Origin of the sequence: Bradyrhizobium ottawaense, from assembly GCF_900099825.1 — a bacterium.
In the GTDB taxonomy this organism is placed as follows: Bacteria; Pseudomonadota; Alphaproteobacteria; order Rhizobiales; family Xanthobacteraceae; genus Bradyrhizobium; species Bradyrhizobium ottawaense_A.
This window is the reverse complement of the sequence record NZ_LT629693.1, coordinates 4060353-4080893: the sequence shown is the minus strand read 5'-3', so window position 1 is coordinate 4080893 and position 20541 is coordinate 4060353. Positions and strand designations below refer to the sequence as shown.

Genomic DNA, 20541 nt, shown 5'->3' with positions numbered 1-20541 from the left:
GCACTCCGCGCCGTTTTCATTTCGTGGAGCGTCTTAGAGCTTATTTCCCGTAATAATCCTGCACCGTCTCCCAGGCGACCGTCTGCAGGAATGCCGCCGTCGGCGGGTCGATGCCGGCGAGATAGCTATTTCCGACCGGCGAGCGGCCGGTCAACGCGGCAAACGTCACACATGACGCCAGATAGGTTCCGGCCAGGCTCGGATGACGCTTGTCGGCGACATAGAGATTGAGCTCGGGCTGTTTCGCGATCGCGCGCGCGAAGGCGAGACCGGCCGGAATCACCAGCGCGTTGTTGGCGTTGCCGGCGACCGTATAGGCCTCGGCCAGTTGCGCCGTCATCTCGGGCTTGTCGGCATAGGCCCAGGACATGAAGAAGATCGGCTTCGCGCCATGGGCGCGCACGATTTCGCTGTTCTTCTTCGCATATTCGGTGAAGACCGATTTCAGCTTGGGATGGATCGGGCACTGGCTGCAATCCATCAACACCGCAGCGTCAACAAGCTTGTCGCGATTGGAGAAGACGACGTTGTTCTGCTCGTCGAAAGCGTAGTAGCCGATGGCATTGGGCCGGAAATAATTCTCGACGTCGTGCCAGTCGAAGCCGGAACCGCCGATCGTGACCATGATGGCGCGGTAGTCCTGCTTGTGCTCGGGATCGGCGGCCTTTTCCAGCAGCGAGACATGGCCGGGAAGACCGTTATTGTAATAAAAGAAGCTGTTGCCGATGAACATTTCGGCCTTGGGGAAATCGGGCCCCAGGCTCGTCACGATCGGCTTGGTCTGCGCCTGCGCCGTTGATCCCGCTGCGATCGCGACCATCGCAACCGCCAGCATCCGAAATATTCCCATCATTTCCGCTCTCCCTGACCAGTTCTATTTTTTGGGCACCCTATCACGACCTCGCGACTTTGTGACGCGATTTGCGGGGCCGGCCCGCCCGCACACCCGTTGTTTGCGGCAAGGAAACAAAGAGTTATTTACCTGACCGGGCTATCACGGGCCGGCGCGGCAATATTCAGCCGCGACAAAGCCGCCGTCCCGGTGGATAATATTTCGCGGCCCGAGGTTCAACCGGAGCAATTGCCATGTCGATGCAGTCTGTGGCCTCCCCCGTCTATACGTTCACCCCGCCGCGGCGCAATTCGCTGACCCATATTCCAGGTGACGAGGGCTGGCCGCTGATCGGCAAGACGCTGGATGTGCTGGCCGACCCCAAGGGGCAGGTCGAGCGGCAATCCGCCAAATATGGCCTGGTCTATCGCAGCCATCTGTTCGGCGAGACCAGCCTCGTCCTGCTCGGCCCCGACGCCAATGAGCTGGTGCTGTTCGACCAGACCAAGCAGTTTTCCTCGACGCTCGGCTGGGGCCGCATTCTCGGGCTGTTGTTTCCGCGCGGCCTGATGCTGCTCGATTTCGAGGAGCATCGCCTGCACCGGCGCGCGCTGTCGGTGGCCTTCAAGTCCGGTCCGATGAAATCCTATCTCGGCGAGCTCGACACCGGCATCGCAGCGCGGGTGGCGCAGTGGAAGGCGAAGCCGGGACCGATGCTGTTTTACCCTGCGATGAAGCAGCTCACGCTCGATCTCGCGGCAACGTCCTTTCTCGGCGCCGGCATCGGCCCTGAGGTGGACGAAATCACCAATGCCTTTGTCGACATGGTGGCCGCCTCAGTCGCGGTGATCCGCAAACCGCTGCCGGGAACGCCGATGGCGCGCGGCGTCAGGGGCCGCAAGCGCATCGTCGCCTATTTCTCCGAACAGATCCCGATCCGCCGCGCCAAGGGTGGCGGCGACGACCTGTTCTCGCAGCTTTGCCATGCCACCCACGAAGACGGCGCACTGCTGACGACGCAGGACATCGTCGATCACATGAGTTTCCTGATGATGGCGGCGCACGACACGCTGACCTCGTCGCTGACGTCGTTTGTCGGCGAACTGGCCGCCCATCCGGAGTGGCAGCAAAAGCTGCGCGACGAGGTTTCAAGCCTCGGCGTCGCCGCGGATGCGCCGACGAGTTTTGACAATCTCGAAGCCATGCCGCTGACCGAGATGGCCTTCAAGGAAGCGTTGCGGCTGAAACCGCCGGTCCCCTCGATGCCGCGCCGCGCGATTCGCGATTTCACCTTCAAGGGCTACGCGATTCCGGCCGGCACGATGGTCGGCATCAATCCGCTGTTCACCCACCACATGCCTGACATCTGGCCCGAGCCCGAAAAATTCGATCCGCTTCGCTTCACCGACGAGGCGCAGCGCAACCGCCATCGCTTTGCCTGGGTGCCGTATGGCGGCGGCGCGCATATGTGCCTCGGCCTGCACTTCGCCTATATGCAGGCCAAATGCTTCACGCGGCATTTCCTGCAGAATCTCAGCGTCTCGCTGGAGCCCGGCTACAAGCCCGACTGGCAGATCTGGCCGATCCCGAAGCCGCGCGACGGACTGCGCGTGGTGATCAAGCCGGTGTGAGCTGCGCCGGGACCGGCGCATCGATACCGACCACGTCGATTCCGTCGGCCCGTCCGCGAATCGGAAGCTGCCCCAATTCGCGAACGGGAAACGGGCGGCGCCGAACCGAACTGCTCCATCGCCGCGCGGGACGCGAGAAAGCCGCCATCGACGTTTCGGCTGAGTTCTTCCAGCCGCGCTGCGGTATTCATCACATCGCCATTGAAGACGATCGCGCGTCGGACGTCGCCGATCTCGCCGACGATCACCGGCCCGAAATGCAGGCTGCCGCGAATCCTGGGCACCGCACCAAATTCGCGATCGAATTGGCTGGCAGCCCGCGACAGTTCATCCCGCATGGCCAAAAAACACCGTAGCGGACGGCAATCGAGCGCGCCGACGCGTTCCGGCCAGGTCACGATGACTTCGTCGCCGACATAGTTGAGGACCTCGCCGCGATAGTCCACCACCGGAATTGTGAGCAGCCGAAAGGTGCGATCGAGAAAGCGATGGATGCCAATCCCGCCCAGCCGTTCAGCCAGTCCGGTTGATCCCGCGATGTCCACAAACAGCACGAAGCGGTTTTCCTCGACCGGCGCATGATAACGCCCGGTAATGAAGTTCACGAACGTCCGGCCGCCGATAAGGTTGGTGATACTGAAAACCAGATTGAACAAGATCGACAGAATCGCCGAATAGGCAAAGCCGTACCAGAACGTCTTGACGGACGTTTCGGCGGGTATCCCGACAACGAACTCGCCAAGCTGCAGCCATTGCAGAAACGCGATAATCGCAACGTAGATAGCACTGCGCGTGATCAAATTCACGGTAAAGGACAGACCGCTGAGCCATGCACGGAATGGCCCGCCCAGAACGAACAACTCCATTCCCCCGAGCGTTCCGCTCATCAGCATCCCGTAGGCCATTCCGACAAGAGCCGCGTTCCACTGAGGGGCGTTGAAGACGAGCCCTGCGATTGCACCGCCCGCAACGACGATGGCGAGCAACCGCAGTTTTCCTTCGAGCCTTGCGTCCATGCCTGTCGCTCCGCGCTATCGTCGAACGACCCTACCGGACGCCGCCGGTCGGTTCCATGAGCCGCGGGGGCGAGGCGTATCGCTATTCGACAAATGTCGTGAGCTGCGCGCCCTCGTCAGCGACGAATACCGCGATCAGCTCCGCCGGCTCGGTGTTGCTGGCGTTGGCCGAGACCAGATGCGTGGCGCCGGGCGGCTCGAAGAACGACTGGCCGACCTTGAAGGTTTCGACCGGGCCGCCGGCGAGTTGGGAGCGGATTTCGCCCTTGGTGATGTAGGCGGTGACCGAGCCGGCATGCCGGTGCGCGCGGGTAAACCCGCCGGGGCCGTAGAACACGCGCACGATCGTCACGCGCTTGCCCGGCACGTTCGGCAGCGCATGGGAAGCGATCGGCTCGACGGTATCGAGCGTCGAGCCGGCGGGATCGCTGCTGGCGCAGAGCGGTTCGACGATCGCCGAGATCGCGTCCATCGTCGACGGCAACGCCTTGCCGATGACAAGAGCGCAGGCGAGACCGGCGATGACGGCGAGATAGAACGGACGGAAATCGGCTGTCGATGCCGGTCGAAACGTTGCTGACATTTTTTTCTCCCTGGCCTAGCTCAAAGCCCCACCGTCATTGCGAGGAGCGAAGCGACGAAGCAATCCATTCTTTCTTTGCGTGGCAAGATGGATTGCTTCGCCGAGCCTGTCATCGGGCGCGCATTCGCGCGACCCGTTGGCTCGTAATGATGTTGCGAGAATCTACCCCGCGCCCTGATCGAACGCCTTGCGCAGAGCGACATAGCCCTGCTGCTGCTGGCTCCAGTTGCGGCCGCCAGTGATCGCGCCATCGACGACAAGATCGTGACCGTTGATGAAGGAGGATTCGTCGCTGGCGAGAAACACCGCGGCGTGCGCGATATCCTCGGGCAAACCGGCGCGCGGAATCGGCTGCGCTGATTTGTAGACCTCGCGCATCACCGCCGGGGTCTTTTCGGCGGCCTCCACCGACAGGCCCAGCGCCTTGCCAAAGATGCCGGTCGCGATCGCGCCGGGTGAGATCGAATTGACGCGAACGTTGGACTCGCCGAGTTCCATCGCCACGCATTTGGTGAGATGGATCACCGCCGCCTTCGCCGCACCATAAACCATCGACGACGAAAAGCCGGCCAGCCGGCCGGCGATGCTGCCGTTGTTGATGATGCTGCCAAAACCCTGCGTGCGCATGTAGGGGGCGGCGTGTTTCATGCCGAGCATCACGCTACGCACCAGCGTTGCCATCGCAGCGTCGAAGCGGTCGACATCGAGCCCCTCGATGCCGCCGGTCTGCGCCGGACCGCCGGCATTGTTGAATAGGCAATCGATGCGGCCGAATCTTTCGACCGACAGCGCAATCAACGCCTGCATCTGCGCTTCCACCGTGACGTCGGTCTGGCGAAAGACGCAATTGGCGCCGAGCTTCTTTGCCAGCGCCTCGCCCTCGGGCGCGCGGCGCCCGGCGATCACGATTTTCGCGCCCTCGGCGACGAAGATTTCCGCGGTATGCAATCCGATACCGCTGGTCGCGCCGGTGATTACCGCAACCTTGCCGTCCAGCCGTCCCATGTCGTTATCTCCCGTTGATCGTTGAAGCCAATATTCCCGTCCGCCGGCAACAACGCAAGCGCACCGGTTCCCGCCGGATCGTCCGCCGCCAACCGGCTTGCCGCGCCCGATCACGGAGAAATCCCGGATTTCCGTCAGGGTCGGCCTTATTTTGGATTCGCTGATCACGTGAAGTGACAACAACGATGACCAAATTGATCGACGAGTTCAGGCGCGGCTGGCAGGGAATTTCCCAGCCCTCGCCGCTTTTCAGCATGGGCTTTGCGGTCGTCTGCCTGGCGCTGGCGACCGTGGCGCGGTGGGGATTGGCCCAGATCCGCCCCGATGTCTTCTTCACGCCGTACTTCCCGGCGGTATTCTTTGCGACCGCGGTCGGCGGCTCGCGGATCGGCATCGGAGCCGCCATCGCCAGTGGGATGCTCGGCGTCATCATCAATTTCAGCGGCGCTTTGGCCGATTCCGCCAGGTTCGCCCTGTTGCTGATCTTCTGGGCGGTATGCGTCCTCACCATCTGGGGTGTCGAGCACTACCGGACCATCGTGGCCCAGCAACGGGAAATCTCGAAACGCCTGATCGAGGAGGAGGCATACCGCAAGCTCGTCGTCGACGAGTTGCAGCACCGGCTGAAAAACAAGACTTCGACGATCCACGCCGTGCTGCATCAGGTGCTGCAGGACCAGCCGCAGATCTGGGACAGCATCGATCACCGCATCCGCGCGCTGTCGGCGACCGACGACCTGATCACGCGGGTCGACGGCAGCGGCTGCGATATCAACGACTTGCTGCGCTCGGAGCTCGGACCTTACGGCCATGTCCGGTTCAATCTGAACGGCGATCCGCTGTTTCTTCCGGCCAAGCTGGCGGTCAGCCTGGCGCTGATCTTTCACGAATTGGCCACCAATGCCGGAAAATACGGCGCATTTTCCTCCCCACGCGGGCTGCTGCAGGTGTCCTGGTCGATGTCGGGCGACCGCCTCAACGTGACTTGGGACGAGACCGAGGGGCCTTCGATCGAAAAAATCGGGGCAGCCGGCTTCGGCACCAAGCTGTTGCAGTCGGCACTGCGCGCGTTCGACGGCAAGACCGAGATCCGTTTCCTGAAGACCGGCGTCCACTGCACGATGCAGTGCCATATCCCGGCGAACTGAGCGCAACTGTTGCGCTGGTTCGAATCGCTACACTTATCCCGCGAACTGCAACCGTGATCGCAAGCCCAAGGTGAGCGGCATTGAGGTTCTGTTAATGACGATCGCCGCGACCGCGCCGGAAAGCGTCGACTCTTACCACTGTCACGGCTTTTCACAGTACCACTTAACCAAACCTAGAAGGGGCTTTGCGAGACTCCGGCACCATGCACAATCCCTATAAACACCACTTTCAGGCGGCCCCGATTCCGGCCGGAAATGAAAGCGCCATCGATTCCGAATTGAACATCCTGCGGGATGTCTTCAGGTTGCTTCCGGCCGGCGTCACGGTCCAGGATGAGCGCGGCGAATTTCTGCTGGCGAACGAAGCCGCCATGGCCTTGCTGCGAATGACGGCCGCCGCATCGTCATCTTCGCAAGCCGACGACCGTCGCGAGACCTGCCTTGAATTGCTTCGTTCCGGCCGCGCGGCGGTTCTGGAGGAAGCTGTCACCAGCGACGAGACCAAACAGGTGTTTCTGACGTCGCACCGGCCGGTGCGGATCGCCGATCGCAACTTCCTGCTGTCGAGTTCCGCCGACATTACCGAGCAGAAGGCATTCGAGGATCAGCTGTTCCGCTCGGCCTATTACGACGAACTGACCGGCCTGGCGACCCGCCGCGTGATCGAACATCGCGTCAACAGTCTTCTGCAGCACGACAACGGTCAGGGTCATTTCGCGCTGGCCTTTCTCGACGTCGACAATTTCAAGCACATCAACGACTATTACGGCCACGCGATCGGCGACGCGCTGCTGGTGGAGATGGCGAAGCGGCTCGGGCTCGATCTTCGCGAATCCGATATCCTGTCACGGATCAGCGGCGACGAATTCATGCTGCTGTTGAACCCGATCCAGAACGAGAGCGAGGTCGCGGAGTTCATCGACTTCATCCTGCAGCGGATGAAGGCGCCGTTCTTCATCGACGATTCCGAAATCTTCGCCTCCACCTCGATCGGCGTCAGCCTTTATCCCGAACACGGGCGCAGCTACGAAGTGCTGCGCCAGAACGCCGATATCGCGATGTACCGCGTCAAGAACAGCGGCAGGGGAGCCGCCGTCTTCTTCGATTCCAGCATGGAACGGGAGGCGCAGGCGCGAACCAAGGTCGAGCAATCGCTGCGACTGGCCATCCTGGAAAAGCGCTTCTGCTGCGCCTTCCAGCCCAAGGTCGATATCAGGACCAGGGAGGTCAAGGGTATCGAGGCGCTGGTGCGGCTGAAGGACGACGAGGGCGTGATTCAGGCGCCCGGCACCTTCATCAATCTGGCCGTCGAGCTCGGCCTGATCGACGAACTGACCCATCTGGTGCTTGCGGAGATCGTCAAGTCGATCGACCTGATCAACGAGACCTTCGGCCACGACACCACGATCAGCATCAACGTCGCGGCCAAGCAGGCCGGCAATCCCGAATTCATGCGGCCGTTCGCGCAGGCGCTGGAGGCCACCGGATTTCCGAAGCGCTTCATGGTCGAGGTGACGGAAGACGCCTTCGTCACCAAGACCCATTTCCAGGACGAGATCCTGCCGATCTTCCGCAAGCTCGGCGTCGGCATTTCGATCGACGATTTCGGCATCGGCTATTCGTCGCTGTCGGCGCTGGCCGACATTACCGCCGACGAGATCAAGATCGACCGCTCCTTCATCACCGACATCCATAAACGCCCGCGCAGCCAGGGCATCTTGCGGGCGATCGAATCCCTGAGCGAAGCGCTCGGCATGACCGTGATTGCCGAAGGCATCGAAACCTACGAGGAGCTGGCCTATCTGCAGGCCGCGACCAGGATCCGGTACGCGCAGGGCTTTTACTTCTCGAAGCCGATTTTCCTAGAAGACCTCAAGCCGGCGACCCCGCTCGCCAGCGAAGCGCGCGCCAGCCTCACCAGCCGCCCCGCCCAGGAAAACCGCCCCGCTTATTCGCGCAGCGGCGGCTATCGGCGCTGAACTCGACCACCGCCGTCATGCCCGGGCATGACGACCTACGTTACTTCGTCCAGGGAGCGCCCGGTTAAGCCTTGGGTAACCGGTTTTCCTAACCGCTTATGATATCCGCGCATTGTATGCCTATCCCCGGGAGAAGGGGGAATGCGCGATCTCTTTCATTACGTGCGGGGCATCAGCGCCCGGGCCCGGGCGGTCGGACGGCATCTGGCCGCGACGATCCGGGGGCCGGTGCTGTGGCTGACCTTTTGCGGCGGACTTCTGGTCGCGGCGATCTTCGTCGGCACGATCATGATGACCGCCGAATTCCGCGAGCGCGCGCTGCTCAATAGCGAGCGCGAACTGGAGAACACCGTCCAGCTGCTCGCCCGCCACTTCGACCAGCAATTCGAGGACTCCGACGCGATTGCGGCCGACACCATCGTGCGGCTGCGCGTCTCCGATATCGAGTCGCCCGTGATGTTCAGATACCGGGTCGCGAGTCTCGATGCCCAGGAAATCCTGAGGTCCAAAGGCGTCGCGCTGTCGTATCTGGGCGACATTTCGATTTTCGACGCCGATGGCGCGATCATCAACTGGTCGAGGCCGTCACCCCTGCCTGCGCTCAACATTTCCGGCCGCGCCTACTTTCAGACTTTCAAATCCGACCCGCAGGCGCCGGCGATCCTGACCGAGGCGGTTCCGAGCCTGGTCAACGGCAGTCTGAACACCGTGATTGCGCATCGACTGACCGGAGCCAACGGGGTCTTTCTCGGCGTCATGACGCGACGCATCAATCCCGCCAACTACGAGAAATTCTTTGCAACCATCGCGCTCGGAAGCGGCGCCACCCTTTCCATGTTTCACAACGATGGAACGTTGCTGACCCGCTATCCGCGCGTCGACTCGATGATCGGGCAGAAGTTCAAGAACGCACCATTGCTGCAGCGCGTCCTGACCCGCGGCGGCGCCCAGACGCTCCGCACGCTCAGTCCGATCGATGGTGCCGACCGGCTCGGCTCCGCGGCGCCCCTGGAACATTTTCCGGGCGTCGTGATCGCGACCAATACGGTCTCCGCCGCACTGGCAGACTGGCGCGAGCAAACCAGATTCCTGGTCGTCGCCGCCGCACTGTCGGCGATGGTGGTCGCACTTATTCTGTTCCTGATCATCCGGCAGATCACCCGGCAGAGCCGCGACGCGCAGCAACGGCTGGAGGCGGAGCGGCGCCAGCTCGACACCGCGCTGAACAACATGATCCAGGGTCTGGTGATGTACGACGCTTCCGGACGCGTCGTCACCTTCAACCGGCGCTACATCGACATGTACGGGCTGTCGACCGAGATCGTGAAGCCGGGCGCGCATTTGCGCGACCTGATGCAGCATCGCACGGACACCGGGTCCTTCTCCGGAGATGTTGACGAATTCTGTTCCAGAATCACACAGAACATCGCAAGCGGCAGGATCGACCAGAGCAGCATGCAATGCGCCGACGGACGCACCTTCCTGGCGATCAGCAGACCGCTGGCGCATGGCGGCTGGGTCGCCACGATGGAGGACATCACCGAACGCTGCAAGCTCGAGCAGGAACTCGACCGCAACCAGACCTTCCTGCGCGAGATCATCGACCACATTCCTTCGCAGATCACGGTGAAGGGCGTGCACGATCGCCGCTATCTGCTGGTCAACCGCGTGGCCGAGGCCCAATTCGGCATTTCGCGCGACCTCATCGTCGGCAAGACCGCGTTCGACGTGTTTCCGAAGGCCGGCGCCGACAGGATCCTGGCCGACGAAGAGAAGGCGCTGCAATCCCCCGGCGCCGGCCTGTTCATGGACGAGCACGTCTGGGAAAGTCAGGCGAAGGGCAAGAGCTACATCACCTCCAAGCGCCTCGTCATCCGCGACACCGCGGGCGCGCCGAGCTACATCGTCACTGTCGTCGACGACGTCACCGAACGCCGGATCGCCAACGAAAAGATCGCGCATCTCGCGCATTACGATGCGCTCACCGACCTGCCGAACCGGGTACTGTTCCGTGAGCAGATCGAGCGTGAACTTCAAAACGCCATTCGGGGCGAACAGTTCGCCCTGCTCTATATCGACATCGACGAATTCAAGGGCATCAACGACTCGCTGGGGCATCATGTCGGCGACGAATTGCTGAAAGCGGTCGCGGCCCGCATCAGGGGCTGCCTCAAGCCGACCGATCTGATCGCGCGCCTCGGCGGCGACGAATTTGCCGTGATCCAGACCGCCGTCGGCGACCGCACCGATGTGGTGGAATTCGTAACGCGGATTCACGACGCGATCCGCCAGCCCTTTCAGTGCCTCGGCCATCATCTGTCGACCGACGCCAGCATCGGCATCGCGCTGGCGCCGCAGGACGGCACCGACCTCGATCAGTTGATCAAGAGCGCCGATCTGGCGATGTACGGCGCCAAGGCCGAAGGACGCCGCACTCACCGCTTCTTCGAGCCTGACATGGACGCCCGCGCCAAGGCCCGGCTCACCATGGAGCAGGATCTTCGCCAGGCGATGATTGATGGCGGCTTCGAGATCCACTACCAGCCGCTGGTCGATCTCCGCAACGACGAGGTGAGCGGCTGCGAGGCGCTGCTGCGCTGGCGGCATCCCGAACGCGGCATGGTGTCGCCGGCCGAATTCATCCCGCTCGCCGAAGATACCGGCCTGATCAACGAACTCGGCGATTGGGTGATGCAGACCGCCTGCGCCGAAGCGGCCGCATGGCCGTCCCGGATCCGGCTCGCGGTCAACGTCTCGCCGGTGCAGTTGAAGTCCCCCACCTTGGCGTTGCGGATCGCCCACGCGCTCGCCGCCTCCGGGCTATCGCCGGACCGGCTGGAGATCGAAATTACCGAGGCCGTGCTGATTCATGACGACGAAACCGCGCTCGCGATCCTGCACCAGCTCCGCGCGCTCGGCGTACGCATCGCACTCGACGATTTCGGCACCGGGTTCTCGTCATTGAGCTACCTGAAGCGGTTCCCGTTCGACAAGATCAAGATCGACCGCTGCTTCGTCAGCGATATCGAGGTCGACGGCTCGGCGGCGATCGTGCAGGCGGTGGTGAACATCGCCGCCGCACGCAACATGACCACCACGGCCGAGGGCGTCGAAACCGAAGCGCAGCGCGAGGTGTTGCGCAAGCTCGGGTGTACCCAGATGCAGGGCTACCTGTTCAGCCGGCCGAGGCCTGCCAGCGAGATCCGCCCGCTGCTCGGCGTTTGCAGCGAAAAGACGCGCGCTTCGGTCTGACGCGCTCGGCTATCGCTTACGCCGCCCAGCGGCCGCGGTTGTTCTCGGCGAGAATCGGTCTGACCAGCCGCCCGAACCGCTCGGCTTCCTCGTCGTGCAGATAGCCGGACAGGCAGAACGAATGGCAGCCGGCATCGATGAATTGCTGCAGCGTTTCGGCGCATTGGGCGGGATTGCCGACCACGGCAATGCCGGCACCGGGGCGGACCTTGGTGATGCCGGTCCATAGATGCGGCAGCAAGAGGTCGCCGTGTTCGCGGGCGAGCTGCTGCACGCGCTGGTTCGCCTCGGACTTGTTATAGAGCGTCTTCATTTCCTGCTTCTGACGCTCGGTGGCGTGGCGCACCAGCTGGTCCGCGGCCTCCCAGGCGTCCGCTTCGTTCTCACGGCATATCACCTGCAACCGCATGCCGAAGCCGATGTCGTTTTCGCGGCCATGCGGGCGCGCCATCTGCCGGATCTCGGCGATATTGGACGCGATCTTTTCCGGCAGGTCGCCCCAGAACAGATGCACATCGGAATGTTTGGCCGACAATTCCCAGGCCTGGCGCGAGCCGCCGCCGAGATAGAATTTCGGAAACGGCTGCTGCAACGGGCGCGGCCGGATGTGGGCGCCGGACAGCTTGTGAAACTTGCCCTCGAAGTTGAGCGGCCCGCGCGTGGTCCACAGCGCCTTGAGGATCGAGACTTCCTCCTCCATCAAAGCGTAGCGCTCCTCCTTGGGATAGCGCACGCCCTCGCCTTCGACTTCGCTTTCGTTCTGGCCGGCGATCAGGTTGACGCAGATCCGTCCGCCCGACATCTGGTCGAAGGTCGAGATCATCTTCGCCAGCAGCACCGGATTGATGTAGCCGGGCCGCGCCGCAATCAGCGGCTTGATGGTCGACGAACGCGCCGCCATGAAGGCGCCCGAGATCCAGGCCTCCCAGCAGGTCGAGCCGACCGGGATCAGCAGATATTCGAAGCCGGCCTTTTCCGCAGCCTGCACCACGCGATCGCACAGTTCCGGAGAGCCGGCAATCTGCGCCTCCATCAGGCCATAAGCGGTGGTGTCGCCGTGCGTGGGCAGATACCAGCCGAATTCGAGCGGACGCATTGACGCTTCTCCCCCTGCGTGCCTGTTGTCTGATCGCGTCGATAACAGGTTCCGGGGAACAGTTTAGCGCCTGTTCCGGCCGCGGCAATCCGGTTCGAGATCCCGCGCAGTTCTGATTTGTATCAATGTCATCGGCAGCGTATCCTCGTTTCCATCGTGGACCCGCCAAATAGAGATTAGAGCCATGTCACCGGTCTCATTGCTCCTGAACGTTCTCTGGATCGTCCTCGGCGGCGCGTGGATGGCGTTCGGCTGGCTGGTCGCTGCCGTCATCATGGCGATCACGATCGTCGGGATTCCCTGGGCGCGGGCCGCGTTCAATATCGCGGCCTACACCCTGTTCCCGTTCGGCTCCCGGGCGGTGTCGCGCGCGGCCTATACCGGACAGGAGGATGTCGGCACCGGCCCGCTCGGCGTCATCGGCAACATCATCTGGCTGGTGCTGGCGGGATGGTGGCTGGCGCTGGCGCATGTCGTCACGGCGGTCGTGCTGGCCGTGACCATTGTCGGCATTCCCTTTGCGTGGGCGCATCTGAAACTTGCCGGCATCGCGCTGTGGCCGATCGGCAAGGTCATCGTTCCCGCGTGATTTAAATGGGAGACCCAGCCGAGGCGGCCTTTTCCGGCGGCTTCAGCCGCTCGAATTCATCGTCGCTGATCTCGGTCTGCCCGACCAGCACGCTGCAGCGCAGCCGCTTGACCAGATAGCTGCCGATCGAGCCGAACCAGCGCGCCAGCGGCCCTTGCGGGCGATGACCGACGACAACGAGATGCGCCCCGATTTCTTCGGCGACTTCGGCTATTTTCTGGCCGGCGTCCCCGACCTCCAGACGCGCGGTGGGCGTGAAGCCCAGCGCCTTCAGGCGTTCCACGCCTTCGTTCAGGATGGTCCGGTAATCCTCGGTCTGCAGCTCGATCGGTATCGTCAGCCCGGCCTCGGGCGTCATGATCGAGGAAACCTCGACGACAGCCAGCAAAAACACCTCGGCACGGCAGAGCTGGGCGAGCTTCGCACCCTCGCGCAGCGCACGCCGTCCTTCAACGGATCCGTCATAAGCCAGAAGAACCTTCTTATACATCGGACGTCCCCATCGATGGTGAGAAGATCAACGACCCGAGCCTAGCACCAATTGGCCGGAACGGATCAGTTTTTTGGCAGGGAATGCAGTCCGAACCGTGCCACCTTAGTCGTCCCCACCCCCGGAAGGGCCGTTGCCCTGCCGGGCCAATCGGCTAAATGAGGCCCTGTTGCGCCCATAGCTCAGCTGGATAGAGCGTTGCCGGCAAGTTCGACGGGAGGGCGAGGTCGTTTTGTTGCCGGCTTGCCGGCGGCGAGGATGGCGGCGACTGCCGCGTTGCCCTCTGCCTCCAGCGCAACGATGGCCTGTCGAGCCCAAAGGTAAGACGCGCGAAAAATCTCCGTGTGGCGGTCGAAATCCGTCACATCAATCCCGGGCGGACAGGGTGGCCGCATTACCATATCGAGCGGCGCGGTCGGCAGAGTATCGTAACGCTGATGCGCCACGAGACTTCGCCACAGCACGTTGACCGCACTCGGCGCGGCGGGAAGTATCTTCTTACGGAACGGCATCAGCATTGCTGCAAAGAGCTCGATCCGTCCAGGCAGCGCCTCATACGCGACGTCAAACATCTCGGCCGCCGGCTCGCCGAAATGCACGACCAGATTGGGACCGCTCTTTAGTTGATGCATCGGCGCCAGCGGCACATTGTCGATGAGGCATCCATCGACAAGCATCGCGCCTTCAGCCGTATAGAATGGCGGCAGTAGTCCAGGAATTGCACTCGATGCACGCACCGCCTGCCACAGCAGTCCCGACCGGATCAATTCCAGATTGTGGGTCGAAAGATTGGTTGCGACCGCCGCGAAAGGCCGCCAGCAATCCTCGATCCGGCAGTCGCGGCCGTATTGATCGGCGAGTGCACGATCGAAAGCCTTGTGATCCAGCAAGGCGTAACGCGGCCAGGTTGGCCGCCGGAAGCTGCGACTTCTGACGAAGATATCGTGTGTGCCGCGCTCAAGATCCTCAGCCTCAAAATTCTTGGCAAATCCGGCCACCATCGCCGAGCCGACACTGGTGCCGACAAAGATATCGAACATCACGCCGAGCTCACGAAAGGCTTTGTAGATACCTACATGTGCGGTTCCGAAGCTACCGCCGCCAGCGGCCACGAATCCAATCGCGCGACCGGACAGAAAACGGATCAGACTGTCGATATCAACCTGATCTTCCAGAGCAACATGGTGATGCATGAAGGAGGGTAGCCGAGCAAGCCAAGCCGCGGTTCCACTGACTTGACTGCTCCGTCGGTCATGAACGCGAACGAGGCGTCGCGCCGACAGCGGATGAACCTCGCAAGCGAACGCTTCGACGTCCGTCAAGGCTCCCGCGGGCGCATCTCCACGGCACGCGAACACAACTATGTCGGCCTGGCGGATCGCCTTGCGCGCCCACGCAGAAGCCTCGCGCGCCCCGAGATAAACCACCAGCGGCGCGGCGTGTTCAAGTTTGTTGAGCCAGTCGGTGACTTCGGGTGCGTCCAACGCTCGCCCGGGAAACATGGCGTAGACACGAGCGGGATCGACGATCTCGGCGTCGGTAGCAGCGAGCCCATCACGCATTCGACGATCAAAGGCGCTTGGCAACGGCTCGCGTCCACCGTCGATCAGCGCCACGGTTCGCGCCCTCGGCGATGCGCGAGGCGGTGTGAGGCGCGCAGTCTCCTTGGCGAAACGGCGCGCGAGGGCCCCAAGCAGCACCTCGACGATGGCCGGGGCGTCTTTGGCAAGTTCCTGGTAGGCTGCGCGCGTCAGCGCAAGCACGCTCGTGTCCCGAATAGCAATCACATTGGCGGTGCGTGGGACATTTGCGAAGAAACCGATTTCGCCCACTATTTCGCCGGCGCGAAGTTCGGCGATAGGTTCGATGTCGCCGTTTCTGCACACAGCGAGCGCACCATGCAGCACCATAAATAATGAGTCCGAGGGGCCTCCTTGTGCAACGAGCATTTGCCCGCGCACGAGATCCAGACGGACCATTGCGTTGAGCGCCTTCAGCCGCTGTTCCGAACTGAGCGTTCTGAACAGAGCGAAGTCCTCCGACACGTTTCCCCAGGCAAATGTCGCGGTCGCTCCACTCATTGGCGACACCAGTTCGATTGTGCGGCCCGATGTTAGCGCCGGGCGGCCCCCACCGCGAGCAGTAAAGGGGGCGGTGCGCCAGTCCGCCGCTGCGATGCATCTTATGGAAGCGGTGCAACATGGATCGCGAAACACCACCGCCGCCTCCGAGACGCCGCTTTCTAATCCCCAGCCTTGTCTCCATAGGACTGTGTGGGCCGCATTGAGAAGCCGACTGGCGCCTGCACCGAACGAATTAAATTACAAGACGCACGAGTGGCCGCGGGAGCATTTCGCGCCCCTGCAAGTTCATTGACCTTTTTCAAGCGAGGCGGGCGGAATCCCCCGCGCCACAGTCCCGGCACCCCCGGCACATGCTTTCCTGGCACGCCGCGGCCGATGAAGATGGGCACTATTGCTCCGCCGTAGCGCTATGATGCAACGATCAATTTTGCTCGACTGCTGCCGAGGGCGTACGTGAGCCACCAATGCTGCTATGATGATCACCCGGATTTTGGATGGGGCCACCGCCTACTTCCGTTGAATGCGCTGCCCGGACATGGCGGCCTTTAACCTTGCGACAGGACGGGAAGGAGGCGCCGTGCCGAAAACGATCGCGGTATTGGGCTCTGCCCTCTTCTTTGCAGTTGCGCCCAGTTCGGTGGCGGGGCTCGTTCCATGGTGGATTACGCGTTGGGAGTTTCGGCCGCCCTTCTTCGATCTCGACGCGACGCGCGCCGTCGGGATCCTGTTGATCGTCGCCGGTCTACCCGGGCTTGTCGACTCGTTTGCACGCTTTGCGCTGCAAGGATTGGGCACGCCGGCGCCGATCGCACCGACGCAGAACCTCGTGGTGACGGGTCTCTATCGCTACGTGCGCAATCCTATTTACGTTGCCCTTGTCGCCGTCATTCTTGGCCAAGCGGCCTTGTTCGGCGACCAGCGCCTTCTTGCGTACGGTGTGTTGGTGTGGCTCGCCTTCCACGCGTTTGTCGTGGGGTACGAGGAGCCGGCGCTCGTTCGCAGGTTCGGAACGGAGTACGAGGATTTCCGGGCCAACGTCCCGCGCTGGATTCCGCGGCTCACGCCCTGGCGAGCCGCACGACGCCGGAATCATTCGTGACCCGGGCGCCGCCGCGGGAAGGGCGTGGTGGCGTGCCCCGTCGTGAAATGGCGCACCCGACACGATTCGAACGTGTGACCTTTGCCTTTTGGAGCCTTGCTCCTCCCAAATCAGCCCCGCAGGGCCGTTGCCCCTGCCCGGCCAATCGGCTAAATGAAGCCCTGTTGCACCCGTAGCTCAGCTGGATAGAGCGTTGCCCTCCGAAGGCAAAGGTCACACGTTCGAATCGTGTCGGGTGCGCCATTTTGTTGCGGCGAAGGCCTCGCCGGCCGATGCGCCTTCACGCGGGGCGTCTCACTGTGACGCCGGGACGCCGTGGCTCCCGCCCAAAAATATCGAAAACAACCCCATGCAAAGTAGCCGGCGGTCGCCGGAACCGACGCTTTGAGCCGATACTTGACACGTCGGGCAAATCAGCTGCACGGCTTCACCATCCCAAAATCCGTTCAAACGACCGCGGGGCGCAACGCCCGCTGTTTGGTGTGGCGTCAGGCGAAACTCCCTCACCGATGATCGGACGCTGCATCGTGACAGCCTCAATTCATCGATGCGATCCTATTCCGCGTGGGTACACCGTTGAGGACGAGCTGCCGATGGAAATTGAAGGCAGCCAGCAGGTGAAAGGCGGGCGGCGGCTCGTCGTCGAGCCGTGATTCACAATAGTTTGGTGCACTGTCACCGTAATTCACCGTAATTCCCCAATCGCTACCGTGGGCGCCGCGCCAAGTTCAAGTTCCGGGCCCTGTCTAGATTGCGGGTCTGGGCCAGCGCGGCCGCGCTCGGCAAGAGGGCCGACGCAAGGTCGGTCCCGGTGAAATCGGCGCCGGCGAGATTGGCGTCGGATAAGTCGGCTCCCGCAAGGTCAGCGTGGTTGAGATCGCAATTCGCCAAATTCGCGTTCTGCAGCTTCGCGAATTCGAGATCGGCGCGCGAGAGATTGGCGCCGTTCAGATCCGCATTCCTAAGATCGGCGGATCTGAGTACGCCACGCATCAGGCCCATCGATTGGTTGCGCATGTCAGCGCTCAAATCGGCGCCCGCAAGCTTGGCCCCGATCAGGCTGGCACCGGAAAGATCTGCGGTTATGCGAGCGCCGCTCAAATCGGCGCCGCCAAGCCTGGCGCGCTGCATCTGTGTGCCGAGCAGCGATGCCTTTGCGAGAGACGCATCCGTCAAATCGGCGTCGATCAGCCAAGCCTGGTTCAGGATGGCCCGATCGAAGCGCGCGCCTTTAAGGCTGGTCCCGATGAACTTTGCGAGGCGAAGATTGCCGCCGGAGAAGTCGAGGCCCGAGAGATCGAGGTGCGAGAGCCGCTTTCCTTGCAAATCTGCAGAGCGTTGGCCCGCAGCGTCTTGAGGCGCCGCCTTGAGAAGCGCCTCGACCTCGGCGCGCGTCATCTCCGATGTCGACATTTCGGGACTGTTGAGATCGACGCTGCGCAGCATGTCCTGCGACACGGCGTCAATCGGATTGACCAGCAGCGCCGTCATCGACACAAGAGCAAATGCGAGACGAAACAGCATCGCCGTCTCTCCGCTTTCCAGTAGCCCGGTATTGTCTCTTGCATTTGTTCGGGTTGGTCGCACCGTCAGGTTGGCTGGTCGAGGTGCGCCTCCGGCTCATGCCAGAGTATGAAACCCGATCATGACCCTGGCAATGCTCGTGACCGCCCCGTCCGAGGCAAAAGCTGCCCGCGAGGGCGAAGTGCCAGATCGCAGTCTATCGCAGTCCTGGCGATTTGGAGCGCGCAACCAGGACGCTGCATCATAGGGCTACGGCAAAACAATAGTGCCCATCTTCATCGGCCGTGGTGCGCCATTTTGTTGCGGCGGCCTCGCCGGCCTATGCGCCTTCACGCGGGGTGTCTCACTGTGACGCCGTAGCTCTCGCCCAAAAATATCGAAAACAACACCATGCAAAGTAGCCGGCGGCCGCCGGAACCGGCGATTTGAGCCGACACGCGACCCGTCGGGCAAATCAGCTGCACTTTTCAATTATCGCAAAATGGGAACGGCTACCGCGCTGCCGGTTTGGCAAGCAGTCGCGGAAGGATTCCACGCACCCGCTTGGCGATGAGACAAGGACGCCGCCCCCTCACACCGCGCTGGAACCGCCCACCACGATCTTCTCGTTCAGCTTTTGATCGACGATCTCGACCGTGCGGTCGATCTCTGCACTGGCTGCGCCGAGCTGGTGCGAAATCAGCTTCACCAAGAGGTCGACACGCTCGATGAAGGGCGCGCCGCTGGCGACGGCGCGGGCCGCCGACGACGGCTTGAGCAGGCTTTCCGCCGCCTTGGCGTATTTCGCGAACGGCACCTGGTCCTGCGGGTCGGCGCCCAGACGCCGGGCGACCGTATCGACGTGGTCGTAGATCGACTGCGAGAGTTTCAGATCGCCATGCACCGCGTCGCGGATCGACTGCGGCTCGTGCGGCGTGATGCAGCGGTAGTTGCCGGTCAGCAGCATCGACCACTTCGCCAGCGGGACGAACAGCGAATCGAACACCTTGAGCTTGACCGGAACGTCGTGGCCGTCCAGCCGCACCGCGTCGATGTCGGCTTCCAGTTCGCGCAGCACCCGGTTATGCGCCTCGTCCTCGAAAATCGAAGCCTTGAAGTTGGTCGGCAGGCCGACGTGAAGCACGTTCGCCGCCTCTTCCGGCGGGCGAAAGGCCTGCGGATCGGGCGAGCAGAGCGACACCAGCCCCGGCTTGAAACGCTCCCACACCTGGGCGTTGGTATAGGCCTCTTCGAGATCCATTCCGGCCAGCGCCGGGATTCGCTTGAGATAGGGCAACGGCGGCATGTTCATGATCGACAGACAAGGCAGCTTTGCCTCCGCGATCTTGACCATCAGCACGCGCACGGTGTGATTGGCGTATTGCGGCTCCTGCATCGCCAGACAAACCAGATCGTAACGGGAAACGTCGACGTCGCCGGGCGTGACCGCGTCCAGTTTGCCGGGCAGGTCGCGCGAGAAGATCGCCCGGTGCACGGCCTCGTCACGCAGCTTGATGCGAACTTCGGTGCCGTCGCGGTTGATGAGTTCGGCGGTCTTGTTGCGGCAAACCAGCGAGACGTTGTGACCCGCCATCAATAGCTTGGTTGCCAGCAATGAGCCGTACGAGGCCCCAAGGATCAGAATGTTGCGCGCCATGATCTCTCTTCCACAGACAGTGCCAGAACGTCACGAGGGTGCGGCCCCTTCGGGCAAGCGGCCGCGTTTATCGTAAATTGACGGGTAGTACAATCACACGGCCGTTCTTGTTTTATCCCGCCGGGAGCCGATGCCGCGCAGCGCGCGCGGCGCCGAAGCGATGCGGCAATATTGCCCATTTCCGCCGAACGTGGCACGGCAGTAATTCATGCCCCCTTTGCATGGTGCGGCAAGGAGTGAGTAACAATGGCTGAAGCCGATCTCGACGTCGTCATCCGGCAAATCGCGAAGGCGCAGAACAAGAGCCTGATGGCCGCCGCCAAGAAGCGGCGCGATCAGATCATGGCCCGCGCGGCCAAGGCCAAGACCAAGGAAGCCCGGGATCAATTCCGGCTGGTCGCCAGGAGCACGATGCTGCTCGGCGCCGCCGCGGCCAAGCGGCTGCAAATCTCGGCGGAAAACACTGCCGACAGCTACGCCCGGGCGATCAAGAACGCAGAGGAAGAGGCGGCGGCCGCCGCGAAGAAGCCGGCGAAAAAGCCTGCCAAGAAAAAAGCCGCCTGAGGTCGCGCTTCTC

General features: G+C 62.5%; 16 protein-coding genes and 1 tRNA gene. 8 read left to right on the top strand and 9 right to left on the bottom strand.

Annotation, left to right across the window (positions count from 1 at the left end; all coding sequences use genetic code 11):
* Positions 1–40: 40 nt before the first annotated feature.
* Positions 41–853 carry a DUF4886 domain-containing protein gene (locus tag BLR13_RS19040; RefSeq protein ID WP_074820620.1) on the bottom strand — a complete coding sequence of 271 codons (813 nt, stop codon included), beginning with the start codon at positions 851–853 and terminating at the stop codon, positions 41–43.
* A 233-nt stretch (positions 854–1086) separates the two neighbouring features.
* Here BLR13_RS19040 and BLR13_RS19035 point away from each other — a divergent pair, with 233 nt between their 5' ends.
* On the top strand, positions 1087–2463 hold the full coding sequence (locus BLR13_RS19035) for a cytochrome P450 (protein ID WP_074820622.1): 1377 nt from the start codon (positions 1087–1089) through the stop codon (positions 2461–2463).
* On the opposite strand, the gene BLR13_RS19030 is transcribed toward BLR13_RS19035, so the two are convergent.
* The 3 genes from BLR13_RS19030 to BLR13_RS19020 form a co-directional block, all read right to left on the bottom strand.
* Complete coding sequence (locus BLR13_RS19030) at positions 2388–3449, bottom strand: adenylate/guanylate cyclase domain-containing protein (RefSeq protein WP_244525208.1); 1062 nt, start codon at positions 3447–3449, stop codon at positions 2388–2390. The two genes, BLR13_RS19035 and BLR13_RS19030, sit on opposite strands and share 76 nt — an antisense overlap.
* Before the next feature lie 112 nt (positions 3450–3561).
* The gene (locus BLR13_RS19025) at positions 3562–4062 is read right to left on the bottom strand and encodes a cupin domain-containing protein (protein ID WP_074820625.1); all 501 of its coding nucleotides are present in this window, start codon (positions 4060–4062) and stop codon (positions 3562–3564) included.
* Between the two features lie 162 nt (positions 4063–4224).
* The gene (locus tag BLR13_RS19020; protein ID WP_074820627.1) at positions 4225–5067 is read right to left on the bottom strand and encodes an SDR family NAD(P)-dependent oxidoreductase; all 843 of its coding nucleotides are present in this window, start codon (positions 5065–5067) and stop codon (positions 4225–4227) included.
* Positions 5068–5252: 185 nt separating this feature from the next.
* Here BLR13_RS19020 and BLR13_RS19015 point away from each other — a divergent pair, with 185 nt between their 5' ends.
* From BLR13_RS19015 to BLR13_RS19005, 3 genes are all read left to right on the top strand, one after another.
* Positions 5253–6215, top strand: coding sequence for a sensor histidine kinase (locus BLR13_RS19015; RefSeq protein ID WP_074820629.1), 963 nt, complete (start codon positions 5253–5255; stop codon positions 6213–6215).
* Between the two features lie 203 nt (positions 6216–6418).
* Positions 6419–8194, top strand: coding sequence for a putative bifunctional diguanylate cyclase/phosphodiesterase (locus BLR13_RS19010; protein WP_074820631.1), 1776 nt, complete (start codon positions 6419–6421; stop codon positions 8192–8194).
* A gap of 141 nt (positions 8195–8335) precedes the next feature.
* A complete protein-coding gene (locus tag BLR13_RS19005) occupies positions 8336–11446 on the top strand; it encodes an EAL domain-containing protein (RefSeq protein ID WP_074820633.1) in 3111 nt (1036 codons plus the stop codon).
* A 16-nt stretch (positions 11447–11462) separates the two neighbouring features.
* Here BLR13_RS19005 and BLR13_RS19000 read toward each other — a convergent pair whose 3' ends face one another.
* Positions 11463–12542, bottom strand: a complete 1080-nt coding sequence (locus BLR13_RS19000) for an LLM class flavin-dependent oxidoreductase (protein ID WP_074820634.1) — start codon at positions 12540–12542, stop codon at positions 11463–11465.
* Between the two features lie 184 nt (positions 12543–12726).
* Between BLR13_RS19000 and BLR13_RS18995 the strand changes: the two genes are divergently transcribed.
* A complete protein-coding gene (locus BLR13_RS18995) occupies positions 12727–13131 on the top strand; it encodes a YccF domain-containing protein (RefSeq protein WP_074820636.1) in 405 nt (134 codons plus the stop codon).
* 1 nt (position 13132) lies between these two features.
* Here the strand turns inward: BLR13_RS18995 and BLR13_RS18990 are convergent, their stop codons facing one another.
* Complete coding sequence (locus tag BLR13_RS18990; RefSeq protein WP_074820638.1) at positions 13133–13621, bottom strand: universal stress protein; 489 nt, start codon at positions 13619–13621, stop codon at positions 13133–13135.
* A 182-nt stretch (positions 13622–13803) separates the two neighbouring features.
* Positions 13804–15702 (bottom strand): patatin-like phospholipase family protein, encoded by a 1899-nt coding sequence (locus BLR13_RS18985; protein ID WP_074820639.1) that lies wholly within the window; start codon positions 15700–15702, stop codon positions 13804–13806.
* Between the two features lie 538 nt (positions 15703–16240).
* On the opposite strand from BLR13_RS18985, the gene BLR13_RS18980 reads away from it, so the two are divergent.
* Both BLR13_RS18980 and BLR13_RS18975 read left to right on the top strand, forming a co-directional pair.
* A complete protein-coding gene (locus BLR13_RS18980; protein WP_091977548.1) occupies positions 16241–16804 on the top strand; it encodes a methyltransferase family protein in 564 nt (187 codons plus the stop codon).
* A gap of 166 nt (positions 16805–16970) precedes the next feature.
* Positions 16971–17047, top strand: a tRNA-Arg gene (locus BLR13_RS18975).
* 462 nt (positions 17048–17509) lie between these two features.
* On the opposite strand, the gene BLR13_RS18970 is transcribed toward BLR13_RS18975, so the two are convergent.
* The gene (locus BLR13_RS18970; protein WP_074820640.1) at positions 17510–18328 is read right to left on the bottom strand and encodes a pentapeptide repeat-containing protein; all 819 of its coding nucleotides are present in this window, start codon (positions 18326–18328) and stop codon (positions 17510–17512) included.
* A 571-nt stretch (positions 18329–18899) separates the two neighbouring features.
* Positions 18900–19964: a ketopantoate reductase family protein gene (locus tag BLR13_RS18965; protein ID WP_074820643.1), complete on the bottom strand. Its 1065-nt coding sequence runs from the start codon at positions 19962–19964 to the stop codon at positions 18900–18902.
* A gap of 246 nt (positions 19965–20210) precedes the next feature.
* On the opposite strand from BLR13_RS18965, the gene BLR13_RS18960 reads away from it, so the two are divergent.
* On the top strand, positions 20211–20528 hold the full coding sequence (locus BLR13_RS18960; protein WP_074820644.1) for a hypothetical protein: 318 nt from the start codon (positions 20211–20213) through the stop codon (positions 20526–20528).
* Positions 20529–20541 lie beyond the last annotated feature (13 nt).